At 67.4% G+C, this 12,691-nt stretch carries 16 protein-coding genes; 3 read left to right on the plus strand and 13 right to left on the minus strand.

The genetic code is table 11. The features are described from left to right. Positions 1–50 precede the first annotated feature (50 nt). From LJE61_RS09960 to LJE61_RS09970, 3 genes are all read right to left on the minus strand, one after another. Positions 51–590, minus strand: coding sequence for a lipocalin family protein (locus tag LJE61_RS09960; protein WP_296911477.1), 540 nt, complete (start codon positions 588–590; stop codon positions 51–53). Continuing rightward, positions 587–1,249 carry a DUF6134 family protein gene (locus LJE61_RS09965; RefSeq protein ID WP_296911480.1) on the minus strand — a complete coding sequence of 221 codons (663 nt, stop codon included), beginning with the start codon at positions 1,247–1,249 and terminating at the stop codon, positions 587–589. Before LJE61_RS09965 ends, LJE61_RS09960 begins: the two co-directional genes overlap by 4 nt. 338 nt (positions 1,250–1,587) lie before the next feature. Next, on the minus strand, positions 1,588–2,169 hold the full coding sequence (locus LJE61_RS09970) for a DUF2878 domain-containing protein (RefSeq protein WP_296911482.1): 582 nt from the start codon (positions 2,167–2,169) through the stop codon (positions 1,588–1,590). Positions 2,170–2,343: 174 nt separating this feature from the next. Here LJE61_RS09970 and LJE61_RS09975 point away from each other — a divergent pair, with 174 nt between their 5' ends. Beyond that, on the plus strand, positions 2,344–3,018 hold the full coding sequence (locus LJE61_RS09975; RefSeq protein WP_519972643.1) for a YiaD family glycine zipper/OmpA-like lipoprotein: 675 nt from the start codon (positions 2,344–2,346) through the stop codon (positions 3,016–3,018). Positions 3,019–3,106: 88 nt separating this feature from the next. On the opposite strand, the gene fdxB is transcribed toward LJE61_RS09975, so the two are convergent. The 9 genes from fdxB to LJE61_RS10020 form a co-directional block, all read right to left on the minus strand. Continuing rightward, positions 3,107–3,421: a ferredoxin III, nif-specific gene (gene fdxB / locus LJE61_RS09980; protein WP_296911486.1), complete on the minus strand. Its 315-nt coding sequence runs from the start codon at positions 3,419–3,421 to the stop codon at positions 3,107–3,109. Between the two features lie 25 nt (positions 3,422–3,446). Then, positions 3,447–3,665: a CCE_0567 family metalloprotein gene (locus tag LJE61_RS09985; protein ID WP_296911488.1), complete on the minus strand. Its 219-nt coding sequence runs from the start codon at positions 3,663–3,665 to the stop codon at positions 3,447–3,449. 5 nt (positions 3,666–3,670) lie between these two features. Continuing rightward, positions 3,671–4,144 carry a NifX-associated nitrogen fixation protein gene (locus tag LJE61_RS09990; protein WP_296911490.1) on the minus strand — a complete coding sequence of 158 codons (474 nt, stop codon included), beginning with the start codon at positions 4,142–4,144 and terminating at the stop codon, positions 3,671–3,673. A 192-nt stretch (positions 4,145–4,336) separates the two neighbouring features. Beyond that, positions 4,337–4,807 carry a SoxR reducing system RseC family protein gene (locus LJE61_RS09995; RefSeq protein ID WP_296911492.1) on the minus strand — a complete coding sequence of 157 codons (471 nt, stop codon included), beginning with the start codon at positions 4,805–4,807 and terminating at the stop codon, positions 4,337–4,339. Beyond that, entirely contained in the window at positions 4,804–5,289 is a 486-nt protein-coding gene (locus LJE61_RS10000; RefSeq protein WP_296911494.1) for a NifB/NifX family molybdenum-iron cluster-binding protein, read from the minus strand. Before LJE61_RS10000 ends, LJE61_RS09995 begins: the two co-directional genes overlap by 4 nt. Positions 5,290–5,467: 178 nt before the next feature. Next, on the minus strand, positions 5,468–6,859 hold the full coding sequence (nifN, locus tag LJE61_RS10005) for a nitrogenase iron-molybdenum cofactor biosynthesis protein NifN (RefSeq protein ID WP_296918291.1): 1,392 nt from the start codon (positions 6,857–6,859) through the stop codon (positions 5,468–5,470). Continuing rightward, on the minus strand, positions 6,852–8,336 hold the full coding sequence (nifE, locus tag LJE61_RS10010) for a nitrogenase iron-molybdenum cofactor biosynthesis protein NifE (RefSeq protein ID WP_296911498.1): 1,485 nt from the start codon (positions 8,334–8,336) through the stop codon (positions 6,852–6,854). The genes nifN and nifE overlap by 8 nt, the downstream gene beginning before the upstream one ends. A gap of 260 nt (positions 8,337–8,596) precedes the next feature. Continuing rightward, positions 8,597–9,385, minus strand: a complete 789-nt coding sequence (locus LJE61_RS10015; protein ID WP_296911500.1) for an IclR family transcriptional regulator — start codon at positions 9,383–9,385, stop codon at positions 8,597–8,599. Positions 9,386–9,392: 7 nt separating this feature from the next. Beyond that, positions 9,393–9,599, minus strand: a complete 207-nt coding sequence (locus LJE61_RS10020) for a hypothetical protein (RefSeq protein WP_296911502.1) — start codon at positions 9,597–9,599, stop codon at positions 9,393–9,395. A gap of 415 nt (positions 9,600–10,014) precedes the next feature. Here LJE61_RS10020 and LJE61_RS10025 point away from each other — a divergent pair, with 415 nt between their 5' ends. Then, the gene (locus LJE61_RS10025) at positions 10,015–10,380 is read left to right on the plus strand and encodes a nucleotidyltransferase family protein (RefSeq protein WP_296911504.1); all 366 of its coding nucleotides are present in this window, start codon (positions 10,015–10,017) and stop codon (positions 10,378–10,380) included. Then, positions 10,370–10,849: a ribonuclease toxin HepT-like protein gene (locus LJE61_RS10030; protein ID WP_296911506.1), complete on the plus strand. Its 480-nt coding sequence runs from the start codon at positions 10,370–10,372 to the stop codon at positions 10,847–10,849. The genes LJE61_RS10025 and LJE61_RS10030 overlap by 11 nt, the downstream gene beginning before the upstream one ends. Positions 10,850–11,023: 174 nt before the next feature. On the opposite strand, the gene LJE61_RS10035 is transcribed toward LJE61_RS10030, so the two are convergent. Then, on the minus strand, positions 11,024–12,322 hold the full coding sequence (locus LJE61_RS10035) for a spore maturation protein (protein WP_296911508.1): 1,299 nt from the start codon (positions 12,320–12,322) through the stop codon (positions 11,024–11,026). Positions 12,323–12,691 lie beyond the last annotated feature (369 nt).

Here is a 12,691-nt window from a genome sequence, read left to right on the forward strand (position 1 = left end):
CCCGGGAACGAGCACAGTCGTTGCGACGGTCCGGCCCGTTGCTGGTCTGGTCACCCGGCCTGTCGCTGTGGGACCTTCTGGATCCTGCTGGTGTCATACCCGAGCCCGCCGACGAAGGCGAGTATCTCTTCGTACTTGGCCTGCGGGATCGCGGGCTCACGGGCCATGATCCACAGGTAGTCGCGCTTGGCACGGGCAATCACGGTGATGCTGTAATCAGGCTCCAGCCAGACGATCCGAAAATCCGCCTTGAATGGCCAGACGAACTGCATCCACCAGAGCGCGTTGGTGGTGGTGTCACGGATGAACCCCGTCGGTCTGTGGGTCTTCACGGGGCCGTCGAAGCCGTCCTTGTTGAAGGTGAAGGTAGTGGCGATGGTGCCGTCCGGGTTCAGGGCGTACGACTCGACGGCGTTGTGGGCCCCCTTCTCCACAACGGTCGGAATGTTGGCGATCACATACCAATCTCCCATGAAGCGCTCGAGGTCGACCTGTTTGACGGTGTCCATGGGCGCGCCTCCTTCTTCGGTGCAGCCGCTCGCGAATGCGAGCACCAGCGTTGTGAGCAGGATTCGGGCGATCGGCTTCATGTCGGCGCGATCCGCTGGTAACGCAGGGTCTTGCCCTTGCCGGTATCGCTTTCCAGTCCGATCCAGCCGTACTCGTCAGAGTACCAGAGGATCAGGTCCAGCGCGTCGGTGCTGAGCTTGTACCGGGTGGCCGTAACCTCTTCAGCTCCGAAGGAGACAGCCTCCGTCCCTTGGGCCATGACCTCGACCGGGATCAGCTCTCCGGTCTGGGGGTTGAGGAGCCGATCCTGCCGCAGGAAGTCGCGATCCCAATAGGCAAAGGTCATGACACAGCCGGACAGGCGCCGCGATTCGCCGTTGACGGTCAGGGCAAGCGCCTCGCCTAGACCTTCGCCGCGGACGCGATAGTCTTTGCCGTTGTCGTCGGTGCTGGCAATGATCTTCTCCAGGCATCCGTTGCGCCAGGTCTCCTGGCTCTGATGCCGGTATCGATAGGCGGTGAAGATCCAGAAGTCGATCTCGAAGCTGGCCCGACTCAGCACCTGCGCGGTGTCGCCGAGCGAGCGGATATCGAAACTGTGCTCGCCGATCGGGTCCTCGTCCAGGAAGACCTTGAAGCGCAGCGTCTCCGGCTCGCCGGTGCTCGATCCGGCGGGGGCGATGCCGATCAGCCATGCCGCCGCGGTGGCGATCAGGAAACCTCGTCTTCGCTTGGTCATCTCAATTTCCGGTTTTCGGGTTGTTCGGGGCCGGAGGCCACGGCCTGTTCAGGCACCTCGGTGTCCGGCCATGGCGCCTTCCGAGCGTCGCGTCTCGCGGAAGGCGAGATGATGATGGCCCGGATGGCCACGGATCAGCATCGCCTCGCCTGCTGCGGCGGCCACGGGAAGAAGGCGTTGGTGAGCTGCATGTCGTCACGGTCCGCCGGGCGAAGCTGCTGAACAGCCTGACTCCTTCAGGGCGATCCCCGAGGCCCGCAGCAGCAGGTAAGGTCACCAGGACCGGCGAGACGATGGTCCACCAGCCCCCGGCCGCCGCGAGCAGATAGAGCTCGAGATCAGACATGCGGGCGGCTCCCGGCCAGGATTCGCTGCGGCGATGAAGCGGGTTTGGGGAAACCTGAGCCGTTGAATTGTCGCGCGATCCATGCGCCGAGGGGCATGAGGAAGGACCAGCCGCCGGCAAGGACGGCCATGCTCACGAGCAGATCCGGAAAACGCACGCCTCCCAGCTTTGCACCGGCGTAATAGGCGAGCGGCCCGCCGACCGCCCCGAAGAGGGTCGCCAGATACCATCGCCCCTTCAACCAGGCGAGGGCGACATTGAGGGTGGTGGCAAAGGAGACCCACATCGCAATGATCCACACCGGCGCCAGCCAGGGCAGGATCATCCCCGACGGGTACTCGAGGAAACCGAAGCGCACCAGCAGTCCGTCCCAGAGCGCGCCGATGATGCCGACGATCACCAAAAGGGCGGCCTCTCGTGCCCAGTCGCTCGACAGCCGGAGGTGCAGGGCGGCGACCAGCGCCACGACGCCCACCCCGAGCCAAGGCAGGTCATGGGCTCCGCCCAGCACGCAGGCGAGCCAGCCGATCTGGAAGGCGATGAGGTTGCAGACGAGTCTGATGGTGTCGTTCATGTGTGGCGGGTCGACTCTCGGATACAGCAAAGGTGATGTCCAATTCCAGGGACACAAGACACCCCGGAGGAGGTCCGCGCACTGCTTGCATACGCGTGCATCCGGCGCGCCTCTGGTATGATCGGCCCGCTGAACGTTCGGCTTACGCTCATCATGCCCACAAGGAGATCGCCGATGACATCAGGTGTTTTGAATCGCTTTGCCGCTTCCGCGACCGCCGCCGTCCTGGTCGTGGGCTGCGCGGCGGATGGGTCCGGGATGACCGAGACCGGCGCCGGCGCGGCAATCGGCACTGCCACGGGCGCGGCCGCCGGGGCGCTGATCGGCTCGCTCGGCGCCAATGCGGGGCGTGGTGCCCTGATCGGGGCGGTGGGCGGGGCGCTCGCCGGGGGCATGGTGGGCGCGTACATGCAGGAGCAGCGCCGCGATTTCGAGAAGGCGCTGGCCAGTGAGATTGCGAGCGGCCTGGTCGTCGTCGAGCCGTTGCAGAACAACCAATTGTTGGTCCGCATGACGGGCGCGACGGCCTTCGGGGTGGATTCCGCGCAGATCCAGCCAGGTTTCTACAGCACGATGGATACCATCTCGGGCATCGTCCGCAAGTACGGCAAGACCGAGCTCGCGATCTCCGGCCACACCGACAGCACCGGCTCGGCCGAGCACAATCAGCTGCTCTCCGAGCGGCGCGCCGGCGCGGTGCAGGCCTATATGGAGTCCGACGGGGTCATTCCGGAACGCATCAGCGCCCGCGGCTACGGGAAGTCCCAGCCGATCGCCTCGAACGAGACGGACGAGGGCCGCCGCCTCAATCGCCGCGTCGACATCGTCATCATCCCGATCACCGCCTGATCACTTCGGCCGCGGGCTCGGCGCAAGCGGCGTCGGCCGCAGTGCGCCGAGCCACGCTCCGGGTCCCGACGCACGGGCCAGCCCTCCGCTACGCCGCCGCGGCCAGCGGCTGGTGGGACAGACACTTCTTCGGGCAAACCCGCGAGCAGGCCTGACAGCCGATGCAGTCGAGCGCATCCTTGAGGTTCATCACCATCCCTGGCGCCTCGTCGAAGTCGTCGTCGTCACCCTCGTCCTCGAGCGCGTCCAGGTCGAGGTCGTCGCGGTCGACCAGCTCGAAGACGTCGCGGGGGCAGACCTTGTAGCAGCGACCGCAGCCGATGCAGTGATTTTGGTTGATGTCGATCACGAACGCGGGCGTCCATTCGCCGCCGCCGCGGGTGATGCCGGTGATCACACTCATGTGAGCCTCTCCATCGTAGGTCCGGTTATGCGTCGTTGGCGGCCTGGGCCGCCTTGAGTCTGGCATTTGCCTCGGCCCAGGCGTGACACGCGTCGTAGGCGGCCTGGGCGATGGCGGGGATCTCCTGGTAGGCCGCGGGCAGGCGATCCTCGACCAGGTCGTGCAGCTCACCGGCCCGCTCGCTGGCGATCCGTTTCGCCTTGCCGACGGCCTTCTCCAAGGCCCTGATTTCGTCTGGTGTCATCGCGGTCAGAGCCCCGCGACCCTTGAGTGCTCGCCGATCAGCTCGAGCGCGATCGACAGGATCTTGTCCGCCTCGTCCTTCATCTTGGAGAGCGTCGGGAAACCGAACCTGTGCACATCGCGCAGTGTTCGGTCCATCACCACCAGCTTGCCGACCGTGATCAGGGCGCGTCCGAAGCCCTCGTGCGTCAGATGCACGAGCGGGACGGCCATGAGTCCGCATTCGGACTCGATCATGGCCGAGATCGCGTTGTAGAAGGCCTTGACCCGGGCGACGACGGTCTCGTCCGGATCGCCCACCAGGGGGATCTCCTGCCGTTTCTCTTTGGTGAGGATGAAGGGCTCCAGGATCTCCGCGTCGGAGAGTCCGTCATAGGCGCCGTAGGGGTCGATTGCGCGCGTCTGGCGCACCATCTCGACGACGAAATCGGACTGCATCAGTCCCTGGTCATCGGCGGTCGCGGCAAGCGTCTCAGTCATGTTGATGCTCTCTTTTGGATGAGGCGTCCGCTGCGGACGCCCGGTGTTGACAAGGTCCTGTTTGAGCCACGAAGGCGCAACAGAGCGCTCCCAGAACCGGTCTCTTGTCGGGTCGTCGTGAGCGGGTCGCCGGTTGACGGGGGCCGCTAGCCCGATCAGGGCAATCCCGGGCGTCGTGCGCCCCGTTGCGGCTCAAACAAGCCCCGACCTTCGGTCAGCGGACCCCAGTACAGCCGCACCGCGGCGCACCAGGACCGGGCGATAGCGCGCGCGCGTCGAGCGACCGCCGGTCAGTCGACCGCTCAGCCAGAGTCCGATGCCCAGGCCGGTGAGTCCGCCCAGGGCCACCGTTTCCTCGTTCGCGCCGAGCGCCGTGGCCAGGGCCGCGCAGGCAACCAGGACGACCAGAGGGACCAGGTAGGCGACCAGCGAGGCTCGCACCAGCGTCGCGTCCGGGATCCCGATCACGATCCGCTCGCCGACGCAAAGCCCTTGCGTGTCAGCGATCTGCAGCCGGCTTCGCGATCCGCCGAACAGCTTGGCGAGGACGGATGTCCCGCAGCTCCCGGCACTCTCGCAGTGCCCGCACGCGGTCTGTCGGACGGTCTCCACCCAGGCGCAACCCACGCCAAGCTCGACCACGGTCGCCGGCGTCTCGATCATTCGTGCCAACCCTCCGCCTCCATCGCGTCGAAACGGCGATCGCGATTCGGCTCGCGGCCGGCGATGGCCCGCGCGAGCCAGGCGCTCGGCCCGTCCCGCAGATCCTGCTGTAGATCGCGGATCAAGCGGTTGACCGAGGTGCCGGGGCTGACCTTGATCGGCTGGATCCCCTGCGCGCGCAGCTGGCTGACGGCTGAGGCGCCGACCGCCTCGCAGTAGACGACGACGCACCCCTGCAGCGCCGCGATCCTGGCGCCCAGCTTGTTCTCGTTGCCGTTCATGTCGCACCGTGCAAACTGGATGACCTCGACGAGCTGGTGCCCCTGGGGCTCGATCGTATGGACGACGAAGGACTCGGCCGCGCCGAAATGCTGATCGATCTGCCTCATGTCCGAGCTGGCGAAGGCGGCCTTGATCCGGGTCTGCATCGCTGCCGCCTCGCCGCTCCTACCCAGGAGTGTCAATCGTCGTTCCAGTGCCATCAGAGCCTCCGGTGCTGAAGCCGCGTCCGGTGTCGAGCCCCGTGTCTTGACAGGCCGTGACCCGATTGCAGACCATGTGGCGCATGGTGAACGCGCTTGAATAAGGGCATCATCTAAACCGCATCTCTCCGGGGTCGTTGTTTACGCAGAGGCCGGGCTCACCTTCACTCGTCGCGCCTCAGTGTGGGCGCGGGTCAGCCCGTTCGTTCTCCGGCCACTGCTTGAGCTTGGATCGATAGGGATGGATCTCGCCGCGCTCCTGGCCGAGCAGCAGGTTGGCCAGGTCAAAGAGCGCGGCGCGGGTGCCGCGGTAGCCGATCCAGGTGCGTCGATAGCCCCCGACCCGGTCGTACTGGGGGAAGCCGGCGCGCAACAGCGGGATGCTGAGGCGCTCGGCGCTCGGGACCGCATGCGAGTTGGCGATCAGGACCTCGGCGTCGCCCGCGCGGGCGGACAGCTCCAGGTCTTCCAGGTCGCCGATCTTGACCTGGCGGGCGGCGACGTTCTGCAGGGCCGGGGTATTGGCCGGGGAGACGGCCGCGACCACCTCCGCCCCGACCCCCTCCAGCATTTGGCTGAACCCGACCAACAGGTCGGGCTCCGCGGCGAGCGCGACGCGGGACATGCCCAGCATGAAGTGGCAGTCGAGCATGGCGTCCTGGAGCTGGGCGCGTTGGCGCTCGATCCTGGCCGGAACCGGCCGCCCCGCCACCCGCGCGAGGGTCGTCACCAGCGCGTCGACCGCGGCGAGCCCCATCAGATGGGGGAAGCGATGGTCGGGTACCCCGGTGCGCGCCGCCAGGGCGTCGGCGGCCGTATCCATCGAGGCGCCGATCGCCAGGGTCGCCGCGGCATCGCCCAGGGTGGCGAGGTCGCCGACACGGGTGCCGCCGACGGTCAGGGGGCTGTAGTCGGTCTCTGGCAGATGGCCGTCGAGCGAGTCGGACAGGTCCGGCACGACCACGGGGGACAGGCCGAAGGCCTCGATCAGGTCCTTGAGGTCCTCCAGGTCGCCCGGGGTCAGGTGCGCACCGGCCAGGACGTTCACCTGACGGGCGCGGCGCCCCGGCTGGGTGCCGGATTCGGTGCGGGTGGGGACGAGGGTCTCGATGATGGCGCGGGTCGCGTGGGCGTAGCCGGATTCCATGCAGCCGGCGAAGTCGGGCGTCGAGACCGGCACCACCGCGGTGCCCGCGAATCGCGGCCAGGCCTGACGGAAGGCCCCGACGGCCATCTCCACGTCTGCGCCCTGCGTCTCGACCAGGCCGGTGGTGGGCACGCCGATGAGGTCCGGGGCGCTCTTCTCGCAGAGTGTCCTGAGGCCCTCGACGACCAGATCCTGGCTGCCCATGATGGCGCTGACCTGATCGATCGCTGTGGTCTGCAGCGGGATCGGCTCGCGAAAGTGCCGCACGAAGAAGATCTTGCCGAAGGCGGTGCAGCCCTGCGAGCCGTGCAGCATCGGGATGGCCCGGTGGAAGCCGAGGAAGGCGAGCGCCGCGCCGACGGTCGAGCTGGCCTTGAGCGGGCTGACCGACAGGGCCTTGTTGCGCTTGAGGATCTCAGGCATGGCCCGGCTCCCCGACGGCATGAGCCGGTGCTGAGCCGGTCTCGGGTACGGCGAGCGCGAGGGGTGCGAGGGGCGAGCGGGTCGGCTCGTCGGCCGCTTCCGGGCCCGCCCAAGGCGGCGGTCGCCGCACCGCGTCCCAGATCGGACTCTCCACGGTCAGGCAGAGCTGCCGGGCGAGCTCGAGCATACCGGTGTAGCCGGCATAGCCGAATTCACGCTCCTGATTGATGTCCAGGAAGGGGATACGCGCCTTGAGCGCCGTGTACATGTTGCGTCCGCCGGCGATCAGGATGTCGACCTCGTTCTCTCGCACCAGGTCGATCAGGCGGCGTGGATTGCCATCCTCGATCATCACCGCGTCCTGGCCCATCAGCTCGCGGATGCGTGCCTTGTCGTCCTCGGTGGACTTGCGGGTCCCGGTCGCAACGACGCCCATGCCGAGGTCCTGAAGGGCCGAGATGATCGACCAGGACTTGACCCCGCCGGTGTAGAGCAGGACCTTGCGGCCCGTGAGACGCGCCCGGTAGGGCTCGAGGGCGGCCTGGGCCTTCGCCTCTTCGCGGGACACGAGGTCCTCGGTGCGTCGGGTGAGGTCCGGATCACCGATCAGCCGCGCGAAGTCGCGCAGGGCCTGCGACACATCTTGGATCCCATAGAAGCTCCCTTCGAACCAGGGCGTCCCGTAGGCCTCGTTGAGCTTGCGCGCGACGTTGATCATGGCCTTGGAGCAGACCATCATGTTGACCTCCGCACGGTGCATGGTCTGCACCTCGCGGAAGCGTGCATCGCCCGACAGGCTGCAGAGGACCCGCAGACCCAGCTCATCCAGCAGCGGGAGGACGTGCCAGAGCTCGCCCGCGATGTTGTACTCGGCGATCAGGTTGACGTCATGGATCCTGAAGCCCGGGCGCTCGATCCCCGGTGGGACGGGATCCGGCTCGCGGGTGCCGCAGACCTGCCCGACCATGGTCTCGCCAGCGATTCGGTTGCCGAGGTTCTTGGTGCCGTAGAAGCCCGCCGAGTCCACCGCCACGACGGGTGTGCCCCAGCGCCGCTGGGCCTCGCGGCAGACCGCGCCGACGTCGTCACCGGTGAGGGCCGGCACACAGGTGTTGTAGACGAAGACCGCGGCCGGCCGATAGCTGTCGATCGCCTGCTTGATTCCGTGGAACAGCCGCTTCTCGCTGCGGCCCATGATGATGTCCTGCTCGGTCAGATCGGTCGTCATCCCGATCTTGAACAGGCCCGGACCGCTCGACCGCGTCCCCCGGTTATCCCAAGAGTTTCCCGCGCACGCGATGGACCCGTGCACGATGTGCGCGACATCCGCGATCGGCAGGAGCGCGATCTGGGCCCCGTCGAACGAGCAGCCGCCCGCCGTCGCCCCCGGCTGGAGCTTGGCACAGCCCGACTTGGCCTTGTGGTTGTGCGCGCAGGCCGGCTCGTCGAGCAACGCGGCGATCTCTTTCTGCTTCATGAAGACTCCGAAGGCGTTCGCGATGCAGTCCCCCAAGCAGACCCTATGCCAGTACCTATCTGTCTGTGTTTAAGAGGTTATGTCATCACCCTGTCGCCTTTCCCACAACTCCAATGTCCGAAATCCCCGCACGCATCGCCGCCGGCTCCGAGGCTCCAGCCTCGGAGTAAGCCCGGGCGCACCGCGTCCGCGCGACACAATCGCGCCGGAGCGCGCAGGGAGCGAGCCCGCTGACGCGCAATGCGCGGAGCGATTGTGTTCTACCGGTGACGGGTTGGCGGCTGGTGGCCGAGCTGGGCGGAGATTTCGTCGGCCGCGGCCATCAGGTCGGCGGCCCACTCCAGCCGGCGCCGTTCGATGGGGGCGGAGACGGAGAGGCCTGCGCTGACATTGCCGGTGCTGTCGTAGAGCAGGACGCCGATGCAGCCCACATCGAGCTCGGCCTCCTCGTTGTCGAGCGCGTAGCCCTGCGCCAGCGCCTGGCTGCACTCGGCCAACAGACGGGGCAGGGTGGTGATGGTGTTGCGGGTATAGGCGGGCAGGTTGGTCCGTCCGGCATAGGCCCGGGTCGCCTCCTCACCGGCCGCGCCGAGCATCAGCTTGCCGACCGCGGTGACATGCAGGGGCGCGCGCGAGCCCACCAGCTGCTGCACGTGGATCATGCGGTTCGGTGTCGCCTTCTCGATGTAGACCACCGCGTCGCCCTCGCGAATCGTCAGGTTCACGGTCTCGCCCAGCCGGTCGCGCAACGCCTCCATCACCGGCCGAGCGATCGCGCGCACGTCCACGTTGGCGTGCAGCCGCACGCCCAGCTGGAGGAGTCGCAGGCCCAGACGGTAACGCCCGGCCGGGTCCTTCTCGACGAAGCGGTTCTGGATCAGCGAGGCCAGGATGCGGTGGGCGGTCGAGGCATGCAGGCCGGTCTCCGCGGCCAGGATCTTGAGGCTGACGGACTCGGGATACCGGGCGATGGCGTCGAGCAGGGCGGCCGCCCGGTCGATCACCTGGATGTGAGCCTGCATATGAGCCGGTTCGGCTTGATCGGTCATGGTCGGCTCAATCCGGTCTGTCGCCCGCGAACGCCCCGGCCGCTCGGCGCGCGTGGCCGCGCTGCATGCCGATCGGCGGGATGGGCCGGCCATCGACGCGGTCCTTCACCGCATCGCCCGTGAGGCGGGCGATCAGCTTGTCGCCACCGTGTCGGTCACCGTCGCGGCTCCCCCGACGGGGCCGGATGCCGATGGGCAGGGTCTTCCGAGTCATGGGATGGGTCTGAGCTGCTTGGGCGCGTCGCCGGATTGTAGACCCTGACTGATGCGCACGCGACAAGCCCGATGGCCCGAGTCAGCCGGTCGCGCTCGGGTTCCCGGGCGAGGCTGATCGATGGGCCTCCTGGCATCACCAGCCCGGGTCTCGTGCGCCGGACTGGAAACGCTGCAGGATGCTGGACACAACCCTCTGCGTCTAGCATCATCGAGTCGGTGATCGAGCGTTGGGAGGGTTTCACGGATGACGACCAAATCCCTGCCGACTGGGCCCCGCAAGGGTGCCTCGCGACGAGTCACCCCTCGGCGGCCTCGCGCGTGCTTCGGCAGGGCGCATGCCGGCGGCCCCGTCGCTGCCCGAAGGCCTTCACCGCTGCGAGCTTGCCCCTAACCGCAAATAGCCCGTCTCACCGATGAAATCCGATGCCCGGCAACGATTCGACTACAGCGCACTCAAGGCGCGCTGGGCCGAGCAGCAGAGCGCTTCCGAGCAGCTGGCCGCCCGTCTGCTGGCCGAACTGGAGCAAGACGGTGCGCCCGTGTTTCGACGCTACCACGCGACGCAAGCGATCGCGTTCGGCTCATTGGTCGAAGGTCGGGCACACCCGTGCTCCGACATCGATTTGGTGGTGTTGGGAACTGCTCGGACCGATTATTGGGCATTACGCCGCGATTTGGAAGAGACCTTCGGGCGCCCGATCGACCTCCACACCGAGTCCGATGATGCCCGTTTTGTCGCCAAGGCGATTGACCGGGGCAGGGTGATCTATGCCGCCTAACATCGCACTGCTGCGCGCCGACATCGAAGACGAGTTGGCCAAGCTCGAGCAGCTGGCGCAGGTCTTTGCCACTGCGCGTGAAAAACTGGACTTGCCGCCTGCCGAGATTTCCGTGTACGACCGTGGGGCAATCGGGTATTTGCTGCACAATTTTTACAACGGCTGCGAGAACATGTTTCGGCGCATCGCGGCCTTTTTCGAGAATGACGTCGGCACCGACACCTGGCATGCCGACTTGCTGCGCCGCATGAAGCTCCGTGTCGAGGGGTACCGGCCGGCGGTCATCGATGACGAGCTGTACCGCCTCTTGCAGGATTTTCGCGGCTTTCGCCATGTGTTCCGCAACGCCTACTCGTTCGAGCTCGATTGGGAGCGCGAGCGACTGGTTGCGCTGCGTTTCGAAACCACGCTCGGCCTGCTGCGGCAGCAGGTGAAGGCCTTTCTGGCGTCTTTGGATGCATTGGAGTAGGGCACCTGCCCAAGGGCGGGTGACCCCTCATATGCGGGCCGAGCCGCAACGGCTCATGCCGATCCGAGCCGCTCGTGGGTCCGTCGCGTTCGGCCAAGGATGTCCCGCGCCCCCGGCAGCGCCCCTCACGGTGTTGCGCCAACCGCGGGCGGACGTCGGCGCTCCTCGGGACCCTCACCCTGCGAACAGGAACCCGCACGCCGCCACGGCCGCGATCACCGCCACCAGATCGGCGGTGAGGGCCGCACCCAGGGTGTGGCGAATCCGCCGGACCCGCACGGCGCCGAAATAGACCGCCAGGACATAGAAGGTGGTCTCGGTCGAGCCTTGAAGCGTGGACACCAGAAGGCCGACATAGCTGTCCGGTCCGATCGCCGGGTCGTTGATGATGGAGGCCAGGATGCCATAGGCGCCGGAGCCCGAGAGCGGGCGCAGGAGCGCCATTGGCAGGGCCTCGGCCGGCAGTCCGAGGCGGCCCGTGAGGCCGCCGAGCAGGCCGACCATGACGTCCATCGCGCCGCTCGCGCGGAACATGCCGACCGCCACGAGGATCGCCACCAGGTAGGGGATGATCCGCAGGGCGACCTGGAAACCCTCTTGCGCGCCCTCGACGAACATCTCGTAGACCCGCACGCCGCGCAGCGCCCCGAAGAGGAGGAACCCCAGCATCAGGGAGGGGATGATCCAGGGCGAGACGCGCTCACCCCAGAGGATCGCGGCCGGGATCAGGGCGACGACCGCCCCCAGCGCCAGAATCGACACCCACACCGGGTAGGCCCCCGCGTCTGCCGTCAGATCGGTGCCTGCCGAGGCTTCCTGTTCGTCGGGCCGCTGCGGCGCAGCCGCGACCCGACCCGGCGGTCCGAGCGGTGCCAGGCGTTGATAGAGACGGGCGGCGAGGATCGCCGCCGCAGTGGCACACAGGGTCGCGAACAGGGTGGTCGGCAGGATCGCGGCCGGATCGTCCGAGCCGGCTGCGGCACGCAGGGCGATCACGCCGGTCGGCAGCAAGGTGACGCCCGAGGTGTTGATGGCGAGAAACAGGGCCATCGCGTCGGTCGCCGTGCCCGGCCGGGGATTGAGCCTGTCCAGCTCCTGCATTGCGCGGATGCCGAAGGGTGTGGCCGCATTGCCCAGACCCAGCGAGTTGGCCGACAGGTTGAGGATCATCGCACCCATCGCAGGATGGTCCGGGGGGACCTCGGGGAACAGGCGGGTCATCAGCGGACGGATCAGGCGCGCGATGACGGTGAGCAGGCCGCCTGCCTCCGCGACCTTCATCAGACCGAGAAACAGCGTCATGGCGCCGACCAGGCCGAGCGCCAGCTCCACCGCGCCGCTCGCCGCCCCCAGCATCTCGCTCGACAGCACTGCCATCGCGGTCGGCTCGTCCCCGACCGGTGGCGCGCTCAGCTCGCGCCAGGCCGTGGTGAGGAAGGCGATCAGGACGATCCCGAAAAAGATGGCGTTCATCTAGACCGGCTCCAGGATGCTCTGCATAGCGCTTATTCGCGATCGACCTCGTACGATCTTGCGGCCACCGCGGAAGCTGCGGCTGCAATGGTACCTCGCAGCCGGTGCCGTGCAGCTCGGTCCGAACCAATCGGCGCCTCCCGCGCAACGCGCAGGTGCCGCCGTGCTCGGTCGCCTCAACGACCGCATCGGAAGGAGCAGCGACAACGCGTCTTGCTGTGTCGTGCCGATTGTTGGCCGGCGCGGCCAATCAATCGGCGTCGCCTCAAGTGTCGCAACGGACGACGCGTCCGTCATCCGATCGGGATGCAAGGTCATGGGACGTCGAGGACCCCGGATCGCGAAATCCAATATCGCCGTCGCGATGCC

Source organism: Thiocapsa sp. (assembly GCF_022340925.1).
Lineage (GTDB): Bacteria > Pseudomonadota > Gammaproteobacteria > Chromatiales > Chromatiaceae > Thiocapsa.

Excerpts from the sequence above, each read along its gene's own strand:
- LJE61_RS10015 (WP_296911500.1), bottom strand. The coding sequence starts at position 9,385 with ATGACCGATCAAGCCGAACCGGCTCATATGCAGGCTCACATCCAGGTG.
- nifN (WP_296918291.1), bottom strand. The coding sequence starts at position 6,859 with ATGCCTGAGATCCTCAAGCGCAACAAGGCCCTGTCGGTCAGCCCGCTC.
- nifE (WP_296911498.1), bottom strand. The coding sequence starts at position 8,336 with ATGAAGCAGAAAGAGATCGCCGCGTTGCTCGACGAGCCGGCCTGCGCG.
- LJE61_RS09965 (WP_296911480.1), bottom strand. The coding sequence starts at position 1,249 with ATGACCAAGCGAAGACGAGGTTTCCTGATCGCCACCGCGGCGGCATGG.
- LJE61_RS09990 (WP_296911490.1), bottom strand. The coding sequence starts at position 4,144 with ATGACTGAGACGCTTGCCGCGACCGCCGATGACCAGGGACTGATGCAG.
- LJE61_RS09970 (WP_296911482.1), bottom strand. The coding sequence starts at position 2,169 with ATGAACGACACCATCAGACTCGTCTGCAACCTCATCGCCTTCCAGATC.
- LJE61_RS10035 (WP_296911508.1), bottom strand. The coding sequence starts at position 12,322 with ATGAACGCCATCTTTTTCGGGATCGTCCTGATCGCCTTCCTCACCACG.
- LJE61_RS10030 (WP_296911506.1), top strand. The coding sequence starts at position 10,370 with ATGCCGCCTAACATCGCACTGCTGCGCGCCGACATCGAAGACGAGTTG.
- LJE61_RS10000 (WP_296911494.1), bottom strand. The coding sequence starts at position 5,289 with ATGGCACTGGAACGACGATTGACACTCCTGGGTAGGAGCGGCGAGGCG.
- LJE61_RS10020 (WP_296911502.1), bottom strand. The coding sequence starts at position 9,599 with ATGACTCGGAAGACCCTGCCCATCGGCATCCGGCCCCGTCGGGGGAGC.
- LJE61_RS09995 (WP_296911492.1), bottom strand. The coding sequence starts at position 4,807 with ATGATCGAGACGCCGGCGACCGTGGTCGAGCTTGGCGTGGGTTGCGCC.
- LJE61_RS09975 (WP_519972643.1), top strand. The coding sequence starts at position 2,344 with ATGACATCAGGTGTTTTGAATCGCTTTGCCGCTTCCGCGACCGCCGCC.
- LJE61_RS09960 (WP_296911477.1), bottom strand. The coding sequence starts at position 590 with ATGAAGCCGATCGCCCGAATCCTGCTCACAACGCTGGTGCTCGCATTC.
- fdxB (WP_296911486.1), bottom strand. The coding sequence starts at position 3,421 with ATGAGTGTGATCACCGGCATCACCCGCGGCGGCGGCGAATGGACGCCC.
- LJE61_RS09985 (WP_296911488.1), bottom strand. The coding sequence starts at position 3,665 with ATGACACCAGACGAAATCAGGGCCTTGGAGAAGGCCGTCGGCAAGGCG.
- LJE61_RS10025 (WP_296911504.1), top strand. The coding sequence starts at position 10,015 with ATGAAATCCGATGCCCGGCAACGATTCGACTACAGCGCACTCAAGGCG.